The 23,117-nt window shown below is 42.1% G+C and carries 28 protein-coding genes; 4 read left to right on the top strand and 24 right to left on the bottom strand.

Annotated elements, in window-relative coordinates:
* Position 1: 1 nt before the first annotated feature.
* The 6 genes from MHB69_RS07155 to MHB69_RS07130 all read right to left on the bottom strand — a co-directional run bounded on the left by MHB69_RS07155 (position 2) and on the right by MHB69_RS07130 (position 6,688).
* Entirely contained in the window at positions 2-2,152 is a 2,151-nt protein-coding gene (locus tag MHB69_RS07155) for a penicillin-binding protein (RefSeq protein WP_034281955.1), read from the bottom strand.
* Between the two features lie 7 nt (positions 2,153-2,159).
* On the bottom strand, positions 2,160-2,507 hold the full coding sequence (gene ftsL / locus MHB69_RS07150) for a cell division protein FtsL (protein ID WP_024424265.1): 348 nt from the start codon (positions 2,505-2,507) through the stop codon (positions 2,160-2,162).
* A 37-nt stretch (positions 2,508-2,544) separates the two neighbouring features.
* A complete protein-coding gene (gene rsmH, locus MHB69_RS07145; protein ID WP_034281682.1) occupies positions 2,545-3,477 on the bottom strand; it encodes a 16S rRNA (cytosine(1402)-N(4))-methyltransferase RsmH in 933 nt (310 codons plus the stop codon).
* Between the two features lie 66 nt (positions 3,478-3,543).
* On the bottom strand, positions 3,544-3,975 hold the full coding sequence (gene mraZ / locus MHB69_RS07140; RefSeq protein WP_003211163.1) for a division/cell wall cluster transcriptional repressor MraZ: 432 nt from the start codon (positions 3,973-3,975) through the stop codon (positions 3,544-3,546).
* Positions 3,976-4,103: 128 nt separating this feature from the next.
* The gene (gene bshC / locus MHB69_RS07135; RefSeq protein WP_061109805.1) at positions 4,104-5,723 is read right to left on the bottom strand and encodes a bacillithiol biosynthesis cysteine-adding enzyme BshC; all 1,620 of its coding nucleotides are present in this window, start codon (positions 5,721-5,723) and stop codon (positions 4,104-4,106) included.
* Positions 5,724-5,788: 65 nt separating this feature from the next.
* On the bottom strand, positions 5,789-6,688 hold the full coding sequence (locus tag MHB69_RS07130) for a 2-dehydropantoate 2-reductase (RefSeq protein WP_214755223.1): 900 nt from the start codon (positions 6,686-6,688) through the stop codon (positions 5,789-5,791).
* A 210-nt stretch (positions 6,689-6,898) separates the two neighbouring features.
* Between MHB69_RS07130 and MHB69_RS07125 the strand changes: the two genes are divergently transcribed.
* Complete coding sequence (locus MHB69_RS07125; protein ID WP_007499784.1) at positions 6,899-7,378, top strand: N-acetyltransferase; 480 nt, start codon at positions 6,899-6,901, stop codon at positions 7,376-7,378.
* A gap of 46 nt (positions 7,379-7,424) precedes the next feature.
* Here MHB69_RS07125 and gerR read toward each other — a convergent pair whose 3' ends face one another.
* The 3 genes from gerR to MHB69_RS07110 all read right to left on the bottom strand — a co-directional run bounded on the left by gerR (position 7,425) and on the right by MHB69_RS07110 (position 8,816).
* Positions 7,425-7,964, bottom strand: coding sequence for a sporulation-specific transcriptional regulator GerR (gene gerR, locus MHB69_RS07120; protein WP_176967451.1), 540 nt, complete (start codon positions 7,962-7,964; stop codon positions 7,425-7,427).
* Between the two features lie 138 nt (positions 7,965-8,102).
* The gene (gene rpmF, locus MHB69_RS07115) at positions 8,103-8,276 is read right to left on the bottom strand and encodes a 50S ribosomal protein L32 (protein ID WP_008354700.1); all 174 of its coding nucleotides are present in this window, start codon (positions 8,274-8,276) and stop codon (positions 8,103-8,105) included.
* 21 nt (positions 8,277-8,297) lie between these two features.
* Positions 8,298-8,816, bottom strand: a complete 519-nt coding sequence (locus MHB69_RS07110) for a DUF177 domain-containing protein (protein ID WP_019743276.1) — start codon at positions 8,814-8,816, stop codon at positions 8,298-8,300.
* A gap of 206 nt (positions 8,817-9,022) precedes the next feature.
* Between MHB69_RS07110 and MHB69_RS07105 the strand changes: the two genes are divergently transcribed.
* A complete protein-coding gene (locus tag MHB69_RS07105; RefSeq protein ID WP_342496111.1) occupies positions 9,023-10,270 on the top strand; it encodes a nucleotidyltransferase in 1,248 nt (415 codons plus the stop codon).
* 233 nt (positions 10,271-10,503) lie between these two features.
* Here MHB69_RS07105 and MHB69_RS07100 read toward each other — a convergent pair whose 3' ends face one another.
* Positions 10,504-11,532, bottom strand: a complete 1,029-nt coding sequence (locus tag MHB69_RS07100; RefSeq protein ID WP_024426920.1) for a SepM family pheromone-processing serine protease — start codon at positions 11,530-11,532, stop codon at positions 10,504-10,506.
* A 4-nt stretch (positions 11,533-11,536) separates the two neighbouring features.
* Complete coding sequence (locus MHB69_RS07095; protein ID WP_342496110.1) at positions 11,537-12,316, bottom strand: patatin-like phospholipase family protein; 780 nt, start codon at positions 12,314-12,316, stop codon at positions 11,537-11,539.
* Positions 12,317-12,472: 156 nt separating this feature from the next.
* Between MHB69_RS07095 and ylbJ the strand changes: the two genes are divergently transcribed.
* Positions 12,473-13,681: a sporulation integral membrane protein YlbJ gene (gene ylbJ / locus MHB69_RS07090; RefSeq protein ID WP_120207105.1), complete on the top strand. Its 1,209-nt coding sequence runs from the start codon at positions 12,473-12,475 to the stop codon at positions 13,679-13,681.
* Between the two features lie 13 nt (positions 13,682-13,694).
* On the opposite strand, the gene coaD is transcribed toward ylbJ, so the two are convergent.
* From coaD to MHB69_RS07045, 9 genes are all read right to left on the bottom strand, one after another.
* Positions 13,695-14,177: a pantetheine-phosphate adenylyltransferase gene (coaD, locus tag MHB69_RS07085; RefSeq protein ID WP_024426917.1), complete on the bottom strand. Its 483-nt coding sequence runs from the start codon at positions 14,175-14,177 to the stop codon at positions 13,695-13,697.
* Between the two features lies 1 nt (position 14,178).
* The gene (rsmD, locus tag MHB69_RS07080) at positions 14,179-14,766 is read right to left on the bottom strand and encodes a 16S rRNA (guanine(966)-N(2))-methyltransferase RsmD (RefSeq protein ID WP_342496227.1); all 588 of its coding nucleotides are present in this window, start codon (positions 14,764-14,766) and stop codon (positions 14,179-14,181) included.
* 280 nt (positions 14,767-15,046) lie between these two features.
* The gene (locus MHB69_RS07075) at positions 15,047-15,319 is read right to left on the bottom strand and encodes a YlbG family protein (protein WP_024424276.1); all 273 of its coding nucleotides are present in this window, start codon (positions 15,317-15,319) and stop codon (positions 15,047-15,049) included.
* 65 nt (positions 15,320-15,384) lie between these two features.
* On the bottom strand, positions 15,385-15,834 hold the full coding sequence (locus MHB69_RS07070; protein ID WP_061109802.1) for a YlbF family regulator: 450 nt from the start codon (positions 15,832-15,834) through the stop codon (positions 15,385-15,387).
* A gap of 57 nt (positions 15,835-15,891) precedes the next feature.
* A complete protein-coding gene (locus MHB69_RS07065) occupies positions 15,892-16,302 on the bottom strand; it encodes a hypothetical protein (RefSeq protein ID WP_340898775.1) in 411 nt (136 codons plus the stop codon).
* 70 nt (positions 16,303-16,372) lie between these two features.
* Positions 16,373-16,621, bottom strand: coding sequence for a YlbE-like family protein (locus MHB69_RS07060; protein ID WP_024424278.1), 249 nt, complete (start codon positions 16,619-16,621; stop codon positions 16,373-16,375).
* A 19-nt stretch (positions 16,622-16,640) separates the two neighbouring features.
* Positions 16,641-17,054 carry a YlbD family protein gene (locus MHB69_RS07055; protein WP_061109800.1) on the bottom strand — a complete coding sequence of 138 codons (414 nt, stop codon included), beginning with the start codon at positions 17,052-17,054 and terminating at the stop codon, positions 16,641-16,643.
* 110 nt (positions 17,055-17,164) lie between these two features.
* The gene (locus MHB69_RS07050) at positions 17,165-18,208 is read right to left on the bottom strand and encodes a CAP domain-containing protein (RefSeq protein ID WP_024426913.1); all 1,044 of its coding nucleotides are present in this window, start codon (positions 18,206-18,208) and stop codon (positions 17,165-17,167) included.
* A gap of 122 nt (positions 18,209-18,330) precedes the next feature.
* Positions 18,331-18,753 carry a CBS domain-containing protein gene (locus MHB69_RS07045; RefSeq protein WP_029707658.1) on the bottom strand — a complete coding sequence of 141 codons (423 nt, stop codon included), beginning with the start codon at positions 18,751-18,753 and terminating at the stop codon, positions 18,331-18,333.
* Between the two features lie 161 nt (positions 18,754-18,914).
* Here MHB69_RS07045 and MHB69_RS07040 point away from each other — a divergent pair, with 161 nt between their 5' ends.
* Positions 18,915-19,280 (top strand): YugN family protein, encoded by a 366-nt coding sequence (locus MHB69_RS07040; RefSeq protein WP_024426911.1) that lies wholly within the window; start codon positions 18,915-18,917, stop codon positions 19,278-19,280.
* Between the two features lie 67 nt (positions 19,281-19,347).
* Here MHB69_RS07040 and ctaG read toward each other — a convergent pair whose 3' ends face one another.
* Genes ctaG through ctaD form a run of 4 tightly spaced genes read right to left on the bottom strand, consistent with a single transcriptional unit; the run spans position 19,348 to position 23,080 of the window.
* Entirely contained in the window at positions 19,348-20,226 is an 879-nt protein-coding gene (gene ctaG, locus MHB69_RS07035; RefSeq protein WP_034281665.1) for a cytochrome c oxidase assembly factor CtaG, read from the bottom strand.
* Between the two features lie 30 nt (positions 20,227-20,256).
* Positions 20,257-20,586 (bottom strand): cytochrome c oxidase subunit IVB, encoded by a 330-nt coding sequence (ctaF, locus tag MHB69_RS07030; RefSeq protein WP_024426910.1) that lies wholly within the window; start codon positions 20,584-20,586, stop codon positions 20,257-20,259.
* Between the two features lie 2 nt (positions 20,587-20,588).
* The gene (ctaE, locus tag MHB69_RS07025; RefSeq protein ID WP_087977219.1) at positions 20,589-21,212 is read right to left on the bottom strand and encodes a cytochrome c oxidase subunit III; all 624 of its coding nucleotides are present in this window, start codon (positions 21,210-21,212) and stop codon (positions 20,589-20,591) included.
* The gene (ctaD, locus tag MHB69_RS07020) at positions 21,209-23,080 is read right to left on the bottom strand and encodes a cytochrome c oxidase subunit I (protein ID WP_342496109.1); all 1,872 of its coding nucleotides are present in this window, start codon (positions 23,078-23,080) and stop codon (positions 21,209-21,211) included. Before ctaD ends, ctaE begins: the two co-directional genes overlap by 4 nt.
* Positions 23,081-23,117 lie beyond the last annotated feature (37 nt).

Here is a 23,117-nt window from a genome sequence, read left to right as displayed (position 1 = left end):
GTTAATTCGGACTTTTAAATGTCACAGTGACGACTTCATCTGAAATCTCCGATCCTCTTTTCACACTTTGTTTGACAGCATATCCTTGTCCCTTTGTTTCGATATGCACACCGGAAATGGATGCATATTGAAGGACTTCCCGTCTCGACCAGCCTGTCATATCAGGCATTTTTATCGTTTTTCCTGCTGTTTTCAAGAAAACTTTCTGGCTTTCAGAGAATTCAGAGCCTGCACTTGGCCACTGTCGTTTAATGGAGAGGCCGTCGCCGATGACAACAGGCGTTAAGTTTTTGTTTTTGGCTTCTGTTTCCGCCTGCTTCACTTCTAAATCTAAGAATGAAGGCATTGTTTCTTGCTTCACTTTTTGTTCGCCTGATTTTTTATCGTCTGTTTTTGTTGGTGCAATATTTAAATATAGCAGACTATTTTTCATCACTGGGTTAAAAATTTGTGCAACTGGGGCAGAGCCAGTTTCTGTGTCAGACAGCTGCGGCTGCTGTACAGCTACATAAACGAGCAGCTTCGGATCATCTTTTGGCGCCATTCCCATAAATGAAAAGACGTAATCGTTTCTTCCTTTGAGATAACCGCCGGCACCGCCAATTTGTCCTGTTCCTGTTTTCCCAGCAACGTCAAATCCTTTGATTTGGTAAGGCTGGCCTGTTCCAATCTTCGAGGAAACCACCTCACCTAAAATGTCACGGACTTGCTTTGCTGTATCAGAGGAAATTGGCTTTCCAGCTACTGTTGGTTCGTGCTGTAAAATTGTTTTGTTTGTGTTCGGGTCTGTAATATGATCAATGACATATGGCTTCATCATCGTTCCGCCGTTTGCTATCGCTGTCGCTGCTTCTATTTGTTGAATCGGTGTAATGGCAGACGCTTGACCGTAAGCCGTCGATGCTTTGTCATATTCGTATCTGTAATTGATTTTACTAGACGCTTCGTTCGGCAAGTCAATACCTGTTTTGTCATAGAAATGGAACTTCTGCAAATATTGTTCGTAGCGCGTGAAGCCTAGTTTTTCTTTTGCCAGCTTTGCAAAAGCTACGTTAGACGAACGGAGAACACCTTCATGAAAGTCAATTTTTCCCCAGCCATTTCCATTGTTGTGGTCTCTTACAAGGCCTCCTCCTACTTTATAAGTACCAGATTGATATTTATCATTGCCTTGGTAGACCCCTTCTTGGATTGCTGCAGCAAGTGTGAAGATTTTCATCGTTGAACCTGGTTCAAACGCATATGAAATGACATCATTGTTATAATTCGTAATGTCTAATTCATTTAAATTAAAGCTTGGCCGCTGTCCCATCGCGAGCACCTTTCCCGTTTTTGGGTCAACGACTGTGGCAATGATTTTCTTCGGTTTATATTTTTTGGCAACCTGCGTCATACTTTCTTCAAGGAACGCCTGGATTTTTTGATCGATAGTCAGCGTGACATTTTTCCCATCCTTCGGAGCGACAATGTCTTCTTTACTATTTGGAAGAGCCCATCCGCTTCTGTCACTGTTATATGTCACATAGCCGTCTTTTTCTTTTAAAAATTTGTTCAGCGCCTTCTCAAGTCCCATCGCGCCTGACATGTCCTTCGTTGCCTCATCTAATCTTGCATAACCGATCAGGTTCGACGCAAACATGCCGTTTGGATAATATCGCTTCGTGTCTTTTTCAAATGCGATCCCTGGAAGCTTTAGCTTTTCAATTTTTTCCTTTGTTGAAAAACTGATGTCTTTCCCAGCTTTACCAAACTCCACTTGGAACGCACCTTTAGTATTCAGACGCTTTAAAATTTCGCTTTCACTCATATCAATGACTTTTGACAGCTCTTTTGCTGTCTTTTCTTTGTCGACGACATGCATCGGGTGCTTTGGGTCGACTGTCATTTTCTTGCTCATGACCGCAATGAGCTTATAAACAGACGTATCCTCTGCAATCACATTTCCATTTCGGTCTAAAATAGACCCTCTTTTGGCTTCAAGTGTTTTCTTCGATTGATATTGTTCATTTGCCTTTGCGGCTAACACTTGGCCATCGACCGTTCCTGTAATCTGAATATAGATAAAACGTGCAAGGATGATAAAGAAAAACAGGGCGAAGCAAATACTCGCAATTGCCGCGCCTCTGTTCATCATTTTATTCTTTTTAGGCATCGCCATCTTAATCGACCTTCTTAACATCTTTCGAAATGCTTAAGCCTGCTTTTTTCGCAGTATCAATGACTCTCTCCGGTTCACTCAGCAAGTCTTTTTCTTTTTGAAGCTCAGTGATCTTCTTCGATTCTAAAGATACTTGCTGTTCTAATTTCTGGACTTCAATATTAGCGTGATAGACAGCAAAGGCTTTAGAAATGATGAGAATGGAGCTGCACATAAGAGCCATGACAAACATGACAAGTAAGATTTTTTCACCAAGTGTGATAGAACCTCTTCTTTTAATAACAACCGATTGGCCTTGCTGCTCTGTTTGATATTGTTTTACTTCTCTTTGGTAAGCCAAATTACTCATAAGAAACCTCCTTTTTATCATCATCTATGGTGTCGTTTTACTTTTTTTCTGCAATTCGGAGCTTCGCTGAACGGGCACGGTTGTTATGTTCCAGCTCTTGTTCTGATGCAACGATTGGTTTTCTCGTGATCAGCTTCAGCTTTGGTTCAAGTCCTTCTGGAATCACTGGTAGTCCGTGCGGAAGTTCTGGAAGAGAAGACATTTCTTTAAATGTACTTTTACAAATCCGGTCTTCAAGTGAATGGAATGTAATGACAGAAATTCTCCCCTTCGGATTGAGTAACTCTATTGCTTGTTCTAGTGCTTCTTCAAAAACTTTCAATTCATCATTTACGGCAATTCGGATCGCTTGAAACACTCTTTTTGCTGGATGTCCGCCAGTTCGTCTTGCAGGTGCGGGAATTCCTTCTTTGATAATGTCGACAAGCTCACCTGTAGTTTCAATTGGTCCTTTTTTTCTAGCTTCTTCAATTTTGCGTGCGATTTGCTTGCTGAATTTTTCTTCCCCATATTTGTAGAAAATCCGAACTAGATCTTCAAATGGCCATTCATTCACCACTTGTTTTGCCGACAATGCGGCTGTTTGATCCATTCGCATGTCAAGAGGTGCATCATGGTGATAACTAAAGCCTCTCTCTGGTGTGTCGAGCTGAGGAGATGAAACCCCAAGGTCAAAAATCACACCGTCTACGCTTGTAATACCTTGTTCATTCAGACGTTCTTTTAAATATCGGAAGTTGCTTTTTATGAAAAGAATGTTCGCTTTAGAATCCGCGAGCTTCTCTCGTGCATGATCCAGTGCAGCATCGTCTTGGTCAAATCCAATCAATGTACCTTTTTCTGATAGTTGAGATAGTAAATATGAGCTATGACCTGCTCCGCCTAGCGTGCAGTCTACATATGTACCGTCTTCTTTGACGTTTAAACCGTCAACTGTTTCTTTTAATAATACTGTCTCATGTTGGAACATGATGTTATGGTCCCACCTTTTTCAAATAGAAATGAATGTGTAGAAAGCTTGCTGCACAAGGGATTATTATATATCAAATCCAATCATGTTTTCAGCAATTTCAGCAAAAGAATCTTCTTGCTCTTCTGTATATTGTTCCCAGATCGACTTACTCCACAACTCAATTCGATTTGAAACGCCGATGACCACACATTCTTTTTCGAGTTTTGCATATTGGAGTAGGTTTGATGCGATGTTAATACGCCCCTGCTTGTCCAGATCGCATTCAACTGCGCCAGAGAAGAAGAACCGGGTAAACGCACGTGCATCTTTTTTCGTTAGCGGCAGTGCTTTGAGTTTCTCTTCGATTAGTTTCCACTCACTCATAGGGTAGCCAAATAAACATTGATCAAGCCCTCTCGTCAGCACAAACTGTTCTCCGAGACCGTCTCTAAATTTAGCAGGGATGATCATGCGCCCTTTTGTATCAATCGTATGTTGGTATTCACCCATGAACATGATAATCAGAGCCCCACTTTCTCACCCTTACTCTCCACTATCCACCACTTCTCTCCACAAAACTTATTTTACACTGTTTCTACATAAAAAAAAACCCTGAACTAGTCAGGGTTCATTAAAACTTTATTTCAAAGTTTGACAATTTGCTGCTTGTTTTGAAATGAAAATGGCAGATTTTTGAACGTTTTGAAGAATTCTGGACCATATTTGTTTAAAAAGTACATGATATTCCAAATTCTTTCTTGCGGGGCATCTAATGGTTTTAAGCTGTTTTCAATCCGTTCAAAATCTCGAAGGATATATCCTTCCTTCTCTTCCACACGCTGCGCCACCTTTTGATAAACAAATTGAAGCTGGTCTTCGATAAATTTGGCATTTTTATCTAGCAGCTGTTCGAAGTTTGGTTCAACCTCCAGTGCTTCTTGCCTCAGTACGCCATGAACACTCGCTAATTCACGTTTCGCCTGATCAACGGCTTGAACAAAGCTGTCTGGAAGGCTTTGCTCAAAGTGAGCCTCTTTCTTTTCTTTTACTCCGTTTGTGAGCACTTCTTCAAGAGAAAGTTCTCTGACCGGCAGCTTCTTATCGATGTGCCTTTCAAGAATGGTCACGTGCAGTCTTGGAAGAACGGGTGCCATCTTTAATTCAAAATGCTCAAAAATTCCTTTCAGTTCTCCCCAATAGTTGACTTCACCGTGGCCTGCCATAAAAGCAAGTGTTGGGAGAAGGGTTTCCTGCATTAAGGGACGCGTCACCACATTGTTGCTGAACCGTTCTGGGTGCTCCTCAATTTCCTGCAAAAGCTCTTCTTTTGTCCACGTAAGCCCCACTTCTGATATAGAAAACTGGCCGTTTTCTTTTTCAATAAGGAAACGCTCTTCATCATATTCGTAAAACAGGTTCGCCTGATTGTCACCAGCTTCTATGATAGGCTGATATCCCGCTCGTTTCATGGCAGCCTGCGTTTCATTCAAACGAGCTGTGACCGCATCATTTGTCTCAACAATATGCTTGAATAACGTACGCTCAAGTGGTTTGACGCCTAAGTCTCCTGAATTAAATAGAAGCAGTCCATCTTCTTCAAAAAGGTCGCATACAATCCATTCAAAGAAATCCGTAAATGTTTGTGATTTGCGTAAACATCGAAGAAGCTGATCAAGCAAGTCATTTGTATACGCAGATTCTTCATATGTTGAAAACACATCGCGGAGCCATTTCTCTGTTTTTTCTTGATGCAGAGGTGTTCTTTTGGCAGCAGTTTTTTTGACGTTATGTAATGGCAGCTTTTGCTTGACTGGACCTTTTTCGCCAGATGTGTAGACAAAATTAATTTCATCTACGTCATGATCCTCACCTGCTACCCAAAAGACTGGAATCACAGGAACGCCAAGCACTGATTCTTTTTCTTTTGCGAACTGAATAATGGATATGATTTTATGTATGGTATAAAGCGGTCCTGTCAGTAGGCCTGCCTGCTGTCCTCCAACCACCATGACACTCCGTTCATCACGGATCTTTTCAATGTTCTGACGCATCGCTGTCGATTCAAACTTTGCGTGGTATGCGCTCATATAATCCGCTAAAGCCTCGCGCGGGAAGCTCATTTCCATGAGATCGTCGTATCTTTTTTTCCATGTGTGCTCAGAATGTATATCATAATCAAAAAAAGCAGTCATCTCTTTTTTTTCTTCTATATAATCACGTATGAATAAATTCTGACTTCGGATGGAAAGTTCAGTCAATTGCATGTTTAGAACTTCCTTTCTTCAATAAATAGTTAGTTTCCCGAAAAAAGTATAGCATGTAAATGAGCTCACTCAAAAGATTTTGTTTGCTTTTTTTCCAATACTTCCAAGCTTCGATTGAAGAAAGTAAGATGTGGCGCCAGAATTTCTTGAGCTTGAGCCTTTTTTAAAAGATAGCCAACGATGGCTTTTCTTTCGGTTTCACGGCCTTTGACGATATCTTGAAGCATTGACGATTGATTGGCGGCCGTTTTCTTACAAATGGAAACGACGTGTGACCAGAGCCGCTCTTTTTCAGCCAGACCTAGAATGGACAATGCTTCCTCAAATGCACATTTCATCATGTATTCATATGCAGGAGTTGCGATCAATTCTCCATTTTTCACATGCAATAAAGCCGTGAGCGGGTTAATACAGACATTGACCAGCAGTTTTTCCTCCAGCACTTTTTTCCATTCATCCGTATAAATCATCTGAAATTGGGCCGGCATTTCATTCAAAGCATTTCTCACAGCAGCTGCATCCTCAGGATGAAAAGCCCCCCACTTGATGACACCAATCCCTGTATGGTTTACTGCATGATCTGATACCTTCATCGCCCCGTGCTCTACAACACCGATATATATCGAATGCGGCGTGTCCCAGTTTTCTAAATCTAATAAGTGGGCCATGCCATTTTGTAAAAATAAGATTCGTTGACGAGGTAATGTGGATAGTTCATCAAGCACCTCTTGCAGCTGGTGATATTTCACCGTCACAATCAGCAGATCAAATACTCCTGTAATCCCTGCCCTTGCCTCCGCAGACGCCAGGAATGTGTCTCCTTTTACCGTTCGCTTAATACCTGATGTTCGAATCTCCTCTGCTTGTTCTTTTCTTCTTGTCAAAACAGTGATGTCATGATGCTGTGATAAATAACTGGCACAAAGCAGACCAATCGCACCGCCGCCAATGATTCCAATGTTCAACTGCCGCACTTCCCTTTTTCTGTTTACTTCATCATATCAACCATTTTAACAGTTTCAAGCCGCGATGCAAAAAGCAGATGGCGCGCCGCGATTGAATTTTTTTAATTTAAAAACTATAATAATAAGTGTAAAAACTTTTTGAGGCGGATGGGATGAAAACGCCTTCAACGACATCACTGTCAACATTATGTGTGTAAGGGGGAAGATCATATGACACAAGTAAAACGACTTCTAATCAATTACAAAACTTTAGAGGAATTTAAACAATTTAAGGAATATGGCATACAAGAACTATCCATGCTTGAAGACCTTGAAAGTAATATGATTGAAAATGACAGCAACTCTCCATTTTACGGGATTTATTTTGGAGATAAGCTGGTTGCACGTATGAGCCTTTATCAAGTGGACGGCTCGACGACAACGTATTTTGACCACAATCATGATTATTTAGAGCTGTGGAAGCTGGAAGTGCTTCCTGGGTATCAACGTAAAGGGTACGGCGAAGCACTTGTTGATTTCGCCAAATCTTTCGGACTGCCAATCCGGACCAATCCACGCGTCAAATCTGCTGGTTTTTGGGATAAAATGGGCTTTGAAGCGGTAAAATATGATATGGAACGCGACAAAGGTGAAAATCCACTCATCTGGGAACCTGCCCATATTCAAAAGAATACAGGTGAATCCGCTTAATCACTGATGGCAAAACGCCCCTCCTTTCTCTGTGAGGGGCGTTTTCTTATTTAGCATATTCTTTTAAGTTGATATTCTGTTTGACTCTTTCAACAATCCCAATAAGTGCCCGGTAGTCTTCTTCCGTCATTTTTAATTGCCGCTTCAAATGTTCATTTTCTTCTGTGAGCGACTTCAGTTGATGCTGCGTGTCCGCCAGTTCTTCGCGTAAATAAGCAGAGCCAGCAGGTTCTTTTTCAAGCTTCTCTAAAAACTGAATCACTTCTCGCAAGGTCAATTCAGCCTGATCTGAAGCTGCCTTTTCTTCTATCGTTAACGTATTCTGTGGTAAACCCGAGGAATGAATTCCAATCTTTTTACGCAGTTCTTTCCGCTGTTTTTTCGCCAGCTCAATGCCTGCCTGATATTGTTTTCTGACGTATGAGTTCCATCTGAATCCACATGCTGCCGCTGTTCTTGACAATGCTTTCCCGACTTCCTCAAATGCGGAAAGCTGCGTTCCTCCATCTCGAATATGCCTTAAGACGACTTCTGCTAAAAGTAAATCTTCATCTTGTGTCCATGCGTCCTGCCTTGTAATCGTCAATTGATCATCCCCCCTGAATCTGAATACCACATCATATGCGCTTACTAGAGTAGATAGACTATTTGCAGGAGAGAAACCTAAAAAATAGACAAATAAAAAAACGCAAGGGAAGATTCCCTTACGCTTTTTTATCAAGCATTAGTTGCTTTTTACGTCTTTGCCTTTGTATGTTCCGCAAGATTTGCAGACACGATGAGAAATTTTCATTTCACCGCATTCTGGGCAAGCTACCATACCAGGTACTTGTAGTTTGAAATGCGTACGACGCAATCTTTTTTTCATTTTAGAAGTTCTTCTAAAAGGTACAGCCATTATTCCCACCTCCTTAAAGAGTTAAGATTCATTATTTTCTTCTAAGAGCTTCTTCAAGCCTTCCAGACGCGGATCAATTCGGTTTTGATGTGCATCTTCCGAAATGACCGCCCAGTCATTCCCTTCCTGTGGTGCAGCACCTTTTACGTCTGTTTGGTCGCAAAAGATTTGCATCGGCACTTCAAGAAGAATTTCTTCCTTGACTATAGGCGTTAAGTCGATGATATCGTCTTCTACAACAGATACGTCTTCATCTTCTATATCGTCTGTCTTATGAAGTACAAATAGTTCTTTCGTTGAAATCGCAAATGGATAATTTACATCAACAAGCGTTCTTGAACAAGGCAATGTCATTTCACCTGTGATGGTTAAATCAAATGCGACTTGCTTTGATTCGATCACTCCAGTCCCTTTCACCTCTACCGGTGAAATACGACGTATATCTGAATGAAGGCTAGTAAGTTCATTTAAGTCAACCGTCTCATGAAAATCGAAGCTGTTTTTAGCTTTTTGATGTAACTGATAAACTGTCCATTTCAATTGTATCACCTCTAAGAGCAACAAACATGATTATAGCTTTCATCATGCTATTTGTCAATATTTTTTCTTTACAGTCCTTTGTGATGTCAGAGCGTTGTTTGACATCAGTTCACGGAATGCCTACACTGAAAAAAATGGGCTTCATTTTTCCCTTATGCTACTGTAGCATAGACCATTTAACCATAGCAAGAAAGGCGGAACATCTATTGAAAGCAACAGGAGTTGTTGTCGAGTACAATCCATTTCATTATGGACATGCCTATCATGTTCGCCAGGCGAAAACACATACCTCCTCAGATGTAGCCATTGCCGTCATGAGCGGATCCTTTCTCCAGCGCGGAGAGCCCGCTATCGTCTCGAAATGGGCACGAACAAAAATGGCATTGCAAAACGGTGTAGACATCGTGTGTGAGCTTCCATACATATATGCAGTGCAAAAGGCAGAAACCTTCGCAAACGGCGCTGTGTCTATTCTAGATGCTTTAAAATGCCGCTCCCTTTTTTTCGGAAGTGAGGACGGAAACATCAGAGCATTTGAGCGAACAGCTCACGCTTGGCATGAGAAAAAAGAAGAAATCGACCTTTTCACAAAAGCAAAGGTAAAAGAAGGTCTTAGTTATCCGGCTGCCGCTGCCGCTGCGTTTCAAGAGGTCATTGATCCGAAACACTTACTGGATCTGTCTAGGCCTAATAACATTTTAGGCTTCCATTATGTCAAAGCCATCTTAGAGAGATCTCCTCACATAGAGCCCTTTACCTCTCAAAGAATTGCATCCGGTTATCATGATCAAGAGCTTCCTAAACATCAGAAAATCGCAAGCGCTACAAGCATCCGAAAAGCCATAAAAGAGAATGGGACATTTGAAACTGTCGCCTCTTATCTCCCGGAAGCCTCGCTTAAGCAATTACATGACTATTATTCTTCTTATGATCTTTTACATACGCAAGAAGACTATTTCAGCTTCTTAAAACATGTGTTTCACACAATGGATACAGCAGAACTAGAAGGCATCTATGAAATTGAAGAAGGCATCGAACACCGCATGCAAAAGGCGATCACACATGCGTCCTCCTACGAGGAATATCTATCACTTGTGAAAACAAAACGATATACGTGGACAAGGCTGCAGCGGATGAATACGCACCTTTTAATGAGGGTGAAGAAAACGGTCATGCATGAGCTGCTAAAAGAGAAACAAGCACCATACATTCGTTTACTTGGTATGTCAAAGAAAGGTCAGCAATACTTATCTCTTGTAAAAAAGGAATTGGACGTACCGCTTGTCAGCAAGCTGTCTTCCTTTTCACATCCTGCCCTTGATCTTGACATTCGCGCTTCCCGCGTCTTCAGCCTTCCCATCAGCGAACCAATGCAAACAAAGTTAACAGAAGCAGAATTTAAAACCTCACCGATCCGCTATGATGAAGAGACTGGTCTCTTCCAATCTCGATAAAAAAAGCAGCCTAAGGCTGCTCTCTGATTGTTGACAAAGGGCTAAAAGGATCTTTATTTTAGTCCTTTGTCCTCTTTTCAGCGTGATAGAAAACCTTTGAAGTCTAGGAAGGGCGAGCACCGGAACGGAGCGAATTTGACATTCGTGAGTACCGGCGCAGAGACCTGACACCGAATGCGAGGGTTTGTCTACACGCTGAGAGCAGCCTGTGATAAAGGCTGCTCTTTTTTCACTTAAGATGCTTTCTCTTTTAACTTGTTTAAATAGTTCAGTGCGTCCTGCATTGTGTCCACAGGAACGATTTTCATATTACTTTTAATATCTTTTGCTGTTTTCACTGCATTTTTGTAGTCTGAATTTGGATCACCTTTATCGTTTGGTGCAAAGAAGATATCTTTTCCTGCTTTATCTGCTGCAACAACCTTTTGATCTATTCCGCCAATTGGCCCGACCGTACCATCAGCGTCAATCGTTCCAGTCCCTGCAATCGCATAGCCATGTGTTTCGTCTTCTTTTGTTAGCTGGTTATAAATTTCAAGTGACATCATTAAACCTGCCGACGGGCCGCCGATATTTTCAATATCGACCTTAATGGAAGGCGAGACTTTCACATTTCGGTCTGTAAATAATGATACGCCAATTCCAACTCGGTTCGGCTCTTCTTTAAAAGGTTTTAACTTCACTTTCTGCGTGATATCCTTGCCGTTTCGTTCAAGGACAAAACGGACAGATGTACCAGCTTTTTGACGGCTGATATACGACACCATTTTATCAGCAGAATCATACGTCTTGCCATCAACGCTTTTAATCCGGTCGCCCACTTCAATTTTGCCATAAGCAGGCATGCCTTTCATGACGTAGCTCGCATATACCCCATTAAACGTATAATCTACTTTTTTGCCTGCTTTTGTATACGCTGCAATCATGGCATTTTCTTGAGAGCTTTTCATCAGCTGAAGCTGTCTTTTCATATAATCTTCATCCGACTCTCCGTCCGCTTTAATATTTTCTTCTGGGACGATCTCGTCATATTTATTCATTTTCGCAAGTAAATACGTATACGGATTGGCTGGACCTACTTTTATCGTCATAAGAGAGAAGCTGCCCTTCTCGCCGTATCCACCGTCCACTTGAATGTGAGGGGCAATCTCTGTTGCATCACCCGGCTTTGTCACGTAATACGGCAGTTTAACAAAAGTTAAGCCAAATAAGACAAGAACAACGACAAAAAAGCTGAGCCAGCGAATATTCAATTTTTTCATTCGATTAACACTCCCATTTATCAATGACATCTTTCAGTTTACCTGCTAGTTGATCTGCGGCGAGCTCACCAGCTTCAATCATCTCCTGAACCTGGGTGAACGAACTAGAGCTAAATGTTTCAAGCCTCGGCCGGATCATGAGATCTGCATGAATGGTTTGATGACGGACCAATTCATTTTGAAGGATGTCCAAACTTTGCATAATCACATCCGATAATCTCGTCGCCTTTTCTGTTTTTTTCACCCTTGATACATCAGAGGCGATAATAAGGTCTGCGCCCATTTCTTTTAAAACAGACATAGGAATGCGGTCAACAACCGCTCCATCCACTAGCTGTCTGCCGCCCATTTCGTGAGGAACAAACACGCCTGGAATGCTGATGCTTGCTCTGACTGCTTGTGAGACAGACCCTTCTTTAAACACAACCTTCTCCCCTGTTTCGAGGTCACAGGCAACCACCGCAAGGGGCATTCTTAATTCTTCGAATGTTTTCCCATATGTAAACGTGTGAATCAGCTGCAAAATTCGATTTCCTTTTAAAAGACCGATTTTTGGCAGTGTATAGTCAGCATAATACTTTCTTCTGAAGACAAGTGCAAGTTTTTTCATTTTTTCTACGTCTTGTCCTGCCGCATAAAAGCTCCCAACAAGTGCGCCAATACTGCTTCCAGCAATCATATCTACCTGTATTCCTTGCTTCTCAAGACTAGACAATACCCCGATATGCGCCATTCCCCTCGCACCCCCGGAGCCTAGTGCAAGCCCGATGATCGGTCGCTTCATGAAAATCCACCCTCCTCTTTCTATGCATATATACGAATCTATAGGTCTAAACATGCCCCTACTGCTCGTATAGTAATAGAAGACAGGCTCGGCTAGTTTCTTTTTCTAATATCACGAGCTCGCCAATAGATCATAACGGCAAGGGGCGAAATCTCCATGAAAAAATGGAACACTCTGTTCATCGCTGCTTTTTTTATTTTTTTAACAGCCACTGTGATTACACATCCACAAGCCTCTTTGCAAGCGTCGAAAAATGGACTTGCAATGTGGTGGGAGGTTGTATTTCCATCATTGCTTCCTTTTTTTATTTTGTCCGAGCTATTAATTAGTTTCGGGATTGTCAGATTTGTCGGGGTATTATTAGAGCCATTTATGCGCCCCATCTTCCGGGTGCCGGGTGTAGGCGGATTTGTACTGGCTATGGGAATGGCTTCAGGTTTTCCTTCTGGAGCAAAATTAACAACAAGACTCAGGCAGGAAAGGCAGTTGACGAGAATCGAAGCAGAGCGTCTCGTTTCTTTTACAAATTCATCGAATCCATTGTTTATTTTCGGTGCGGTGGCTGTTGGTTTTTTTCATCATCCAGCTTTAGGCATTGTACTCGCCAGCGCTCATTATTTAGGGAATCTCGCTGTTGGTGTGACGATGCGGGGATATAAGGCGCGGCATGATGCACACCTAAGAAGCCGCAAGAAGTTTTTATTCCCGCCGTTTAAAGAGGCATTCAATGCTCTTCATACAGCAAGACTCGCAGAGAAAAGACCGCTCGGCCAAATTTTAAGTGATGCAGTCATGTCATCAGTCCAAACACTCTTTATGATTGGCGGCTTTATTATCTTATTTTCTGTGTTTAGTAAAATGCTGTCAGTTGTCCATGTGACAGACCTTTTATCCATCGGGCTCGGATATATGCTGCAAACGATGCATCTTCCGCCAGAATTAGACCTTGCCATGATTGCCGGTTTATTTGAAATCACATTAGGAAGCCAGATGACGGGGTCACAGGAAGTCACCCTTCTCGCTAAAACCATTGTCGTCAGCTTTATTTTAGGATTCAGCGGGTTTTCTGTTCAAGCCCAAGTCGCCGGCATTTTGGCGGCAACCGATATCCGCTTTAAACCGTTTTTCTTCGCCCGTTTGCTTCACGGAATTTATGCAGCTGTTTTTGCCTTTTTATTATTCAAGCCTCTTTATGTCTCTCGATCAGACATGGCTCTCCCAGCGGGTGCTTTTGAGGCAGGCCAGCAGGTCGTCATGTTCAGCAGCGTGGTTTGGAATCAGCTTGTGACAGCTGGTCCTTTGATCACACTTTGCAGCTTGATTGTGTATATCGCACTGTACTATCGGAAATTAAAAAATGGATGAGTGCTGGGTGCACTCATCCATTAAATTTTTCCTTCAGCGCTGCTTCTACCTCTTTTGGTACAAGATCTTTGACTGCCCCATGATATTTCGCTACTTCTTTGACAATACTGGAGCTTAAGAAGGAATATTGATTGTTGGTCATCATAAAAAACGTTTCAATTTCATCGTCTAACACTTTGTTCATTGAGGTGCCTTGCATCTCATACTCAAAGTCCGTCACAGCCCTTAATCCGCGTAAAATGACTTTGGCTTCTTTTTGCTTTGCATAATCAACAAGCAGGCCGTGAAACGATTCAACTTTGATATTTGGCAGCTCCTTCGTCGCTTGGCGAATAAGCTCACACCGTTCTTCAACAGTAAATAACGGTTTTTTAGATGAGTTATTTAATACACATACATACACTTCATCAAAAATCTTTGCACCTCTTTTGATGATATCCAAATGCCCCAATGTAACTGGATCGAAGCTGCCCGGACAAACGGCTATGTTCCCCATGCTAATTTCCCCGCTTTCTATAGATCGTAATACCAGTCAATCCGTACAGTTCCTGCCTTGTGATGTGGAGCTGCCCTGCTTCTTCTGGCAGCTTCACATCTTTATCATGCTCACACACGATCACGCCGTCATCTGTTAACAAGGCGTGCTCGTCAATCATTTCAAGAAGTGCTTTTAGCTGTTGATCTTTATAGGGCGGATCAAGGAAAATGGCTTGAAAGGATTCCTCTCGTTTCACAACAGCTGCGAGTGCACGCTTTGCTTCATTTCGAAACACTTCACTTTGATCCATTAGCGACAATTGATTCAGGTTTCCTTTAATCGTCTGAATCGCCTTTATATCTCGATCAACAAATATGCAATGATCGATTCCTCTAGAAAGCGCTTCAATCCCTAAACCACCGCTTCCTGCAAATAAATCAAGAGCCCATCCGCCATCAAAATACGGGCCGATCATATTAAATATTGATTCTTTTACTTTATCTGTCGTCGGTCTTGTTGATTGACCTGGTACCGCTTTAAGTGTGCGGCCTTTTCTCGTTCCAGAGATGACTCTCATTTTTCCACCACTTTTTCTGCTTGCTTCTATTCGTCATTGTTTATGACAAAAAATTCAACATTATCTTACCACATCACTCCTCAAGGAACAATGCGCGGATATTCATTCATTTTCTATGTATAGATCACGAAATCCGGGGTCATACTACTTATAACAGCATCTGATGTGGTGCTGTTGCCAACCGCGGAGAAGACTTACGTTTCCCCATAAGTTCTTCCTCCGGTTTCTCCTCTCCCTTTGCCTTCTCCTTAATGAATCATTAAGAATAGAAGGACCCCGCGGGTGATGCCGCGGGGATTTTTTTGTGTCTTTAAAAGCCCACCTTATAATCATACTCTTTTGCTTTGTCCAATTTGGATTCGTACTCTAATTTAATAAAAGGTTTATATGAAGGCTCAACACGTTTCACAAATGGTAACGAGCTGAGTTTAGCCATATGGCGCTCAAGATCATCCATATCACAATAGATCACGGCATATTTCATTTTCCTTGAAATATAGTGAACATTCCCGAATTTTCTTAGCGCTTTTGACTGCTTTAACGAATGCAGCCAGACAACCATCCCTTGACGTTTGGTTTCCATCTTTTCACCTGCCGCTTTTCAATTCTTTTCATTCATTATGTAAAAGACGAGACATTCAAGTCTCGTCAAGATACTTTACAGCCGCAGCTGCCACCTGATCCACAGCCGCCGCTGCATGATGATAGACCATCAAAATATGGGTTCCCTGTTGGAACTTTAATATATGCTGATACAGCTTGACCGATTTCAATACTAATCTCATCTAAGATGGATTGAATCGCTGTTTCTGCTTTTTTGAAATCAACCACTGTATCGTGAAGATCTAGCTTTCTTTTGACCTCACGCATTTCCTTTGAGATCGTTCTATAGTCCGGATGATACTTGCCGAACCGCTGCACATCCTCATACTGCTCTTTTACTTTTGTAAAATGGGCAATAATTTGTTGGGCTTCTTCGTCTTGCTGGAGACGCTTAAAGCAGTTGCGGTAATGTTCAGCCTCCTCCGACTGAAGAATCATGGCAGCCAATTGATTTGCTTCCTCTTGGAGCTCCACAGATTCGATTGTCGCATACATAAATGTTGCACCTCCAATTCATAGTTTACCACGAAACCTATGGATCAGAAAATGCTTTTACGTGACAAATACATCCCATGTTTCTCTTTTCTGTTTATATTCTGGATGACGGGAATTCAGCACAACGGTCATTTTATGCTTTCCTTTTGAAAGATGCTTGACCACAAATGCCGCGGTATACTCATTCCCTGCACGTTTCCCGTCTACATACACTGTAAAATATCCCGCCTTCTCGTTCTTTTTCAGACGCTCTGGCTGAAGATGAAAATCTTGAAGTGTACTTTCTATATAGACAGATGCCCCTTGCACTTTGTATTTCAAAAAGCCTTGCTGCTTCATTTCGCTTTGGGCTTGCTGCATGACTGGTACTGCTGGGTCTTGCTTAATCACTTGCTCTTCTCCATGTTGACTTTGACACCCGGTGACAAGAAAAAGCAATGCGCCTATTGACAGCATCCATTTCATCATCTGATTCTCCTTTCATCTACTTTTATAGGATGCTCAGGAAATAGACATCTTAATCAACTCAAAAAAAGCCTCAGCCGGCTCCATTTTGATTGCGCATTGCTTGGAACATTTGAATCATCATTTCAGCCATTTGGACGCTATTGCTCAACTGACTCACACGATGAGGAATGGTTTTTTCGTAAAAGTTCATTTTATCTAATTCAAAGGACGTTAGATTTTCAGGATGCCGCGTCAGCTGTCTGTACCAGATAGGACGCTGCCTTATGAATTTGATTCGCTCCTCTTCGGCCATGACAAATTCCTGTACTTCTTTTCGCACCAGAAGCATCCCCTTTCACTTAATCTTTCCTGAAGGAGAATGGGTGCTGACTGCCTCCAGATGAACCTTTCTTTGAACCATTGGATGAAAATTGGCCGAGTAAGCTTTGTAAAGAGGAAATAGACTGGCTCATTTTGTTAATCTGTTCATTCATTTGATCAGCGTCCATTTTTTTCACAGCAGAAACCATTTTAGACATAAAATCTGCTTTTCCTGTTTCACTTGGCTTAGAGGCTTTTTCTTCTTTCGCATCTTCAGATTTCAATTGCCGGTAAGGTGACCACATCTCATCTTCCTCACCAAACATGACCCAATTCTCGTATACACTTTGCCAGCTTTTTTCTTGCGATTGCACTTCTTGAATTAACTTCGGATGGCGTCTGACGAATTGTTTAAATTCATCAATGGATGTTTGTTTTTGCTTGTTTGTCATATCCTCACCCCCCATACAAATGCCTACTATACTATATACATCAGCATCTGTTTTGGTGAGCCTCTTTTTAACCATCAAAAAAGCAGCTGCGACCATGCAGCTGCTTTCGTTTAAGATGTTTTCTTGATGAAATTTTGGGTGTAATATTTTTCTTTTACCCCTACGCCAAGATGCGTGTAATCTTTATTTAATAACGCCTTCCTGTGACCTTCACTATTGAGCCAGCCCTCTACCGCTGCGGGTCCATCGACATAGTTATAAGCAATGTTTTCACCTGCGAGCTGAAAGCCCACCTCGCCTCTTTCTAACCGGTCTTTCAGCGTACCGTATTTTTTAGATTCATGGGAGAAATAATGATTCTCTTTCATGTCCTCACTATGCATGAAGGCCACTTCAGAGGTTTCATCATCCCACTTTAAGATCGGCAGGTTGTACTTATGGCGGATAATATTGGTCATATCAAAAATTTGTTTTTGACTGGAAGCTTCGATATCTTTCCACTTTTCACCTGATATCGCCTCAGGTTCTATCAATTGACCTCGATAGACCACCTCATACGGCTTTTGTTTCACAAATGTATCTGCGTTGAAGGCCCTGATACTTGAAAGGGTGCTTTCAAACTTATCCATGTAAAGCTGAACATACACATCATCTCCCACTTTCACAGTGGGTCTTGTATTCATATCATCTTCTGAGAATTCAAAGCGGTATGAATTTTGTTCATCCTCTACATGAATGTAAGGTGCAATTTGTGTTTTCTTAAATACTTCACTTGTGGCTTGACCGATTTTAAACGGTTCTACATTCAGTCCGTCTCCTGTTGCAAACAAGGTCACCACTTTACTATCCTTTACCCCTACTTGAATATAGTGCTTCTTCGATTGGTTGTAAATCCACCAGTCATAATCATATGCGGAAGGATCAATGCGATCTGGTTCTCCCAGCTGTTTAAGCACTTCGTTTGAAGATTTCCCCATAAAGGACATGAGTCCCTTTTTTGGGATGTTGATCGGCTTATCGCTAGATGTTTCTTCATTAGACACCTTCGGTTCATTGCTGTTTTCTTTTTCTGGTGAAGATCCATATTGAATAAACAGAACGTACGTTCCAGATATAATCAGGAGGATGAGGAGTGTTTTGAGCACAGTTTTCAAATAAACACCTCCGTTAAATTGGCAAGGTACAAAAAGTACCTTCTACTGTCATTTAAACAAAACTTGCTCCATTTATCAACGACAATACAGCCTATTTAACACGAATTTAAAATATGCCCCTCTTAATGAAGAAATCCTTGTCCATGATCTTGATCCTGTTGAGAGATTTCTGTCAGTGCCTCTCCCGCGCGATCATTTGATAAATCTTCGACTGATAAATCTCCTAGAGCGACAATCCCTGTTAATGCGCCGTTTTTAACAACAGGAATGCGGCGGAGCTGATGCTCTGACATGAGCCGGACAATTTCTTCAAGTGTTGCATCTTCTTCAGCTGTTAGTACTTCCTTTGTCATCAGCGAGCCCACTTCCTGTGAGTTTGGCTTCTTTTCTGCAATGCCTCTAAGCACAAGGTCACGGTCTGTCACTATCCCAACGAGCTGATCTCCGTCAACCACTGGAATGGCACCGATATCAGCATCTCTCATTTTGACTGCTGCTTCATACGTATTGTCATCTTGCTGACATGTCACTACTTTTTTTGTCATAATATCTTTGATTTTTTTCGTTTTCACGTTGATTCCTCCATCCGTTATTTTCTTTATTACTGTAACCAGCTTATAAAAGAACATACCTTTCACAGTTGAAAGTTTAACGCTTTCATACTATGATTGTCAGTAAAGGGAAATTTTATAAGGAGGGGTTTTGGGTGAAGTTTGAAGGTACGGGGATTGAAGAGGTATCAGCTGACTTAAATAAATTAGATTTCATTATGGAAAGCGAAGGATTTGTACGAGCCGATCAATGGGATTATGAGCGTGTGACGTACGACAGAAAGTACAGCATGGTAGAGGGAACCTTTTATTTACGGATTTCCGGCTACGCTACTGAAGGAGATGTCGGTGCCAAAAAGGCACACATTCAGCTTCTAACACCATTACTTGGAAAACACTATTATCCACATGGCGTTGAATACGGCGAAGGCGAAGAATTCCCTAAGTCTCTCATCCAATCGAGCAAAAAAACACTTGCACAGCTGAAGGAAAAACTAGAAGCCATGACGGCTGAAGCATAAAACAAAGGGCTAAAATATTCTTTATTTTAGCCCTAGATGAAAGCACAGCCAGATGGCTGTGCTTTTTTTATTCATATTTCGGAATAAGCGCATCTGGTACGGCATCTTTCGCTCTTTCTTTTCTTGCCCAGTCAAAGAAGACAACAGCAAGAATAGAGCCGTACACAATCTCCTGAATAATTTTCATTAAAATGGCACCTAGCTGCTGATCCTCTAGCAGCGGCAAGGTGTGGAACATATCAGGGCCAGTGAGAGCAAGGCCAGCAAGCATATCACTTGGCACACATAAATGCAGTGCTTGTATCCAGGCGCCTGCATCTGAATAGGTTGCATAAATCGGTGCCTCACTAAACATGATGAGTGCGCAGGCCGGAGTCATCAATATCCCGTCTGCCATGATATATCCAAGCTTCAAAATGCCTGTGATCTGCGGCTGACTTTGGACTTTATGGACAAGCGGCCACCACATGAAAAAGGCAGCGATAAAAATAACCACCGTCATCAATGCGTGGTAAAACGGATCTGTTTTCACAAAATCAAACACAAGCGGAATGTGATACAGCGAAAACAATCCGTTAAATCCAAGCAGTGCAATTAAAGGTTTGGAAAACAAACGGAAAACAGCTTGAATACCTGGTGTTTGAATGATCCGCTCCCATATGGCTGGAGGCAATCCTGTAATAAGGAGAGGCGGGATGACTAGGTATAGCACCGCCATTTGCGCCATATGTGCACTAAACATAATATGCCCCATTAAATCAATTGGGCTCCCTTTCACAGCATATAACAGAACAAGCCCCGTCAGAAATAACGTTTTCTCTTTCACCGTCGCACGGTGCTTTCCCTTTGTCACAAGAAGCAGATAAAGAGCAGCTGCTATCACAATACAAGTCAAATAATAAGGGCTCCATAATGCCCGAAATCCGAATATTTCTAAGTTCTCCATTGCTGCGCCTCCTTCAAGGGCAAAGCGGGTTTACCACCATATAATGGTCAAAAAGGCTAATACGGTAATAAACGCAACAAACACACCTGAGTATAGAAACAAGGCGGGTGTTTCATGCCCTTTTTGGTTCATGTGCATAAAATAATAAAGCTGAAAAGCTACCTGAATGCCTGCAAGCAGTAAAATAAATGGTACTGCGAACCAATTTCCAACGTCTTCTGAGGCGATCGTTAAAAACGCAACAAATGTTAATCCAATCATCAAGCCGAAGGAAATGAGCTGATGCTTCATTTCCTCGGCATTTTTCTTTTTACGATATACAAGATCGACTTTGGACTGATTTGTGTTTTTATTTCCCATTCTTATCCCACCATTCCCATTAAATATACAACGGTAAAGATGAAGACCCACACAACATCAATGAAGTGCCAATAGAGACTTGCCACATAATATTTCGGCGCATTGTATAAATCAAGTCCGCGTCTCATATTTCGAATCATAAGAGCGGTAATCCAGCAAAGTCCGAAGGCAACGTGAGCTCCGTGAGTTCCTACAAGTGTATAGAAGGAAGAACCAAGAGCTGAGCTGGTAATCGTAAACTCATACGCATGCACATAGTGATAAAACTCATAAATCTCAACCCCTAAAAATCCAGCACCTAAAAGGACCGTGATACCAAGCCAAAGCTGCATCTTTTTAAAGGCAAAGTTTTTCATATGATACATGGCATACACACTCGTTAAACTGCTCGTTAATAGAAGCATTGTGGCAATAAAGACAAGTGTGAGGTCAAACATATCAGTTGTTTTTGCTCCGCCTGCATTTGAGTTTTTCAGCGCCAAATAAGTGGCGAAAAGCGATGCAAACAGAACGGTTTCTCCTCCAAGAAACAGCCAGAACCCGACAAACTTATTCTTCCCTTCTAACGTGGCCTTCTCAGGAGAAGCCGGAAAGGTTTCCGCCGTCATTTTTTGTGGTTCCATTATGCTTTCACCCCTTTATCATCGTCGTCAGTCAAATCTTCTTTGTGAATATGGTATCCATGATCATCTTTCAGAGACCTAACCAGCATGGTCGCAAACGTAATGCCAAGACCAATGAAGATCACCGGAAGCCCCCAGCTGTGCTCTTGACGATACATGAAACCAAACGCTGACACAAATAGACCGAATGAGATAATGACAGGCAAGATGGAGTTATTCGGCATGTGAATATCATCGACCGGTTCAGATGCTGTCATTCCTTTTTTACCATCCATTTTTTCAATCCATAATGGATCTAGTCCTCTAACAAGCGGAAGCTGTTTAAAGTTGTATTCTGGCGGAGGCGAAGACACTGCCCATTCAAGTGTTCTTCCATCTCCCCAAGGATCGCTCGATACACGCTCCCCTTTGGCTGTTGTCCAGATGATATTAATCAGCATGATCACAACAGCTACAAACATAAACAGTGCCCCAATCGTACTGATCAAGTTCCCAAGCTCGAGACCCTGACCTGGCAGGAATGTAAAGACCCGGCGCGGCATGCCCCATAGACCGAGAAAATGCTGGATAAAGAAAGTTAAATGGAAACCGATGAAAAACAGCACAAAGCCAATTTTTCCAAGCTTCTCATTCAGTATTTTTCCAAACATCTTCGGCCACCAGTAATGCACACCTGCTAGAATACCGAATACAACCCCGCCGATAATGACGTAATGGAAATGCGCCACAACAAAATACGTATCATGGAACTGATAATCCGCTGCAGCTGCCGCAAGCATGACCCCAGTTACCCCGCCAAGTAAGAACGACGGAATAAAGGCAACAGAATAAAGCATCGGCGTTGTAAACTTAACATTACCGCCCCATATCGTGAGCAGCCAGTTGAATACTTTAATTCCTGTTGGCACCGCAATTGCCATGGTCGCTACAGCAAAGATCGCATTGGCGATAGGTCCAAGCCCCGTAGTGAACATGTGATGCGCCCATACCATGAATCCAAGGAAACCAATCAATACAGTAGCGAACACCATGGACGAGTAACCAAACAATCTTTTTCTTGCAAACACCGGAATGATCTCAGAGAAGATTCCGAATGCCGGCAGGATCAAGATATATACTTCCGGGTGTCCGAAAATCCAGAACAAATGCTCCCAGATGATTGTATTTCCTCCAAGCTCTGGATTGAAAAAGCTCGTGTCAAACATTCTATCAAGCATCAGCATCGCAAGCCCTGCTGTCAGCGGCGGGAATGCGAATAAAATAAGTGCAGAGGCGACAAATGTCGTCCAAGTAAAGAGCGGCATTCTCATATACGTCATGCCAGGCGCTCTCATATTAATAATCGTTGCAAGAAAGTTAATCCCGGCAATCAGCGTACCAATACCCGCAATCTGCAAACCTAAAATATAGAAATCCATTCCATGCCCTTCTGAATTCAGCGTGAGCGAAGCGTATGCAGTCCAGCCAGCATCAGGTGCTCCGCCCATAAACCATCCAAGGTTTAAGAAAATTCCTCCGAAAAAGAATAACCAAAAACCAAGTGAATTCACAAACGGAAATGCTACGTCACGTGCACCAATTTGAATTGGTACAACCGCATTCATTAATGCAAATAAAAGCGGCATAGCTGCAAGGAAAATCATTGTCGTTCCATGCATCGTCATGATTTCATTGTAAACCCCTGCACTGACAAAATCACTTTCAGGGATGGCTAGCTGAATACGGATAAACATCGCTTCTATCCCGCCAACCAAAAAGAAAAATCCCCCTGCCACTAAATATAATATGGCAATTTTTTTGTGGTCAACCGTTGTCAAGTAATCCCATAAGACAGCGCCAAACCCCCGCTTTTTAGCTATTGTACTCACCATGAAATCCCCCTCTTATCTCCCATTTGCCCCTTTTCAT

Origin of the sequence: Bacillus sp. FSL K6-0994 (assembly GCF_038630815.1) — a bacterium.
Taxonomy (GTDB): Bacteria; Bacillota; Bacilli; order Bacillales; family Bacillaceae; genus Bacillus; species Bacillus safensis.
Note: the sequence above shows the minus strand (reverse complement) of the source record. Positions and strands in the feature narration are given on the sequence as shown.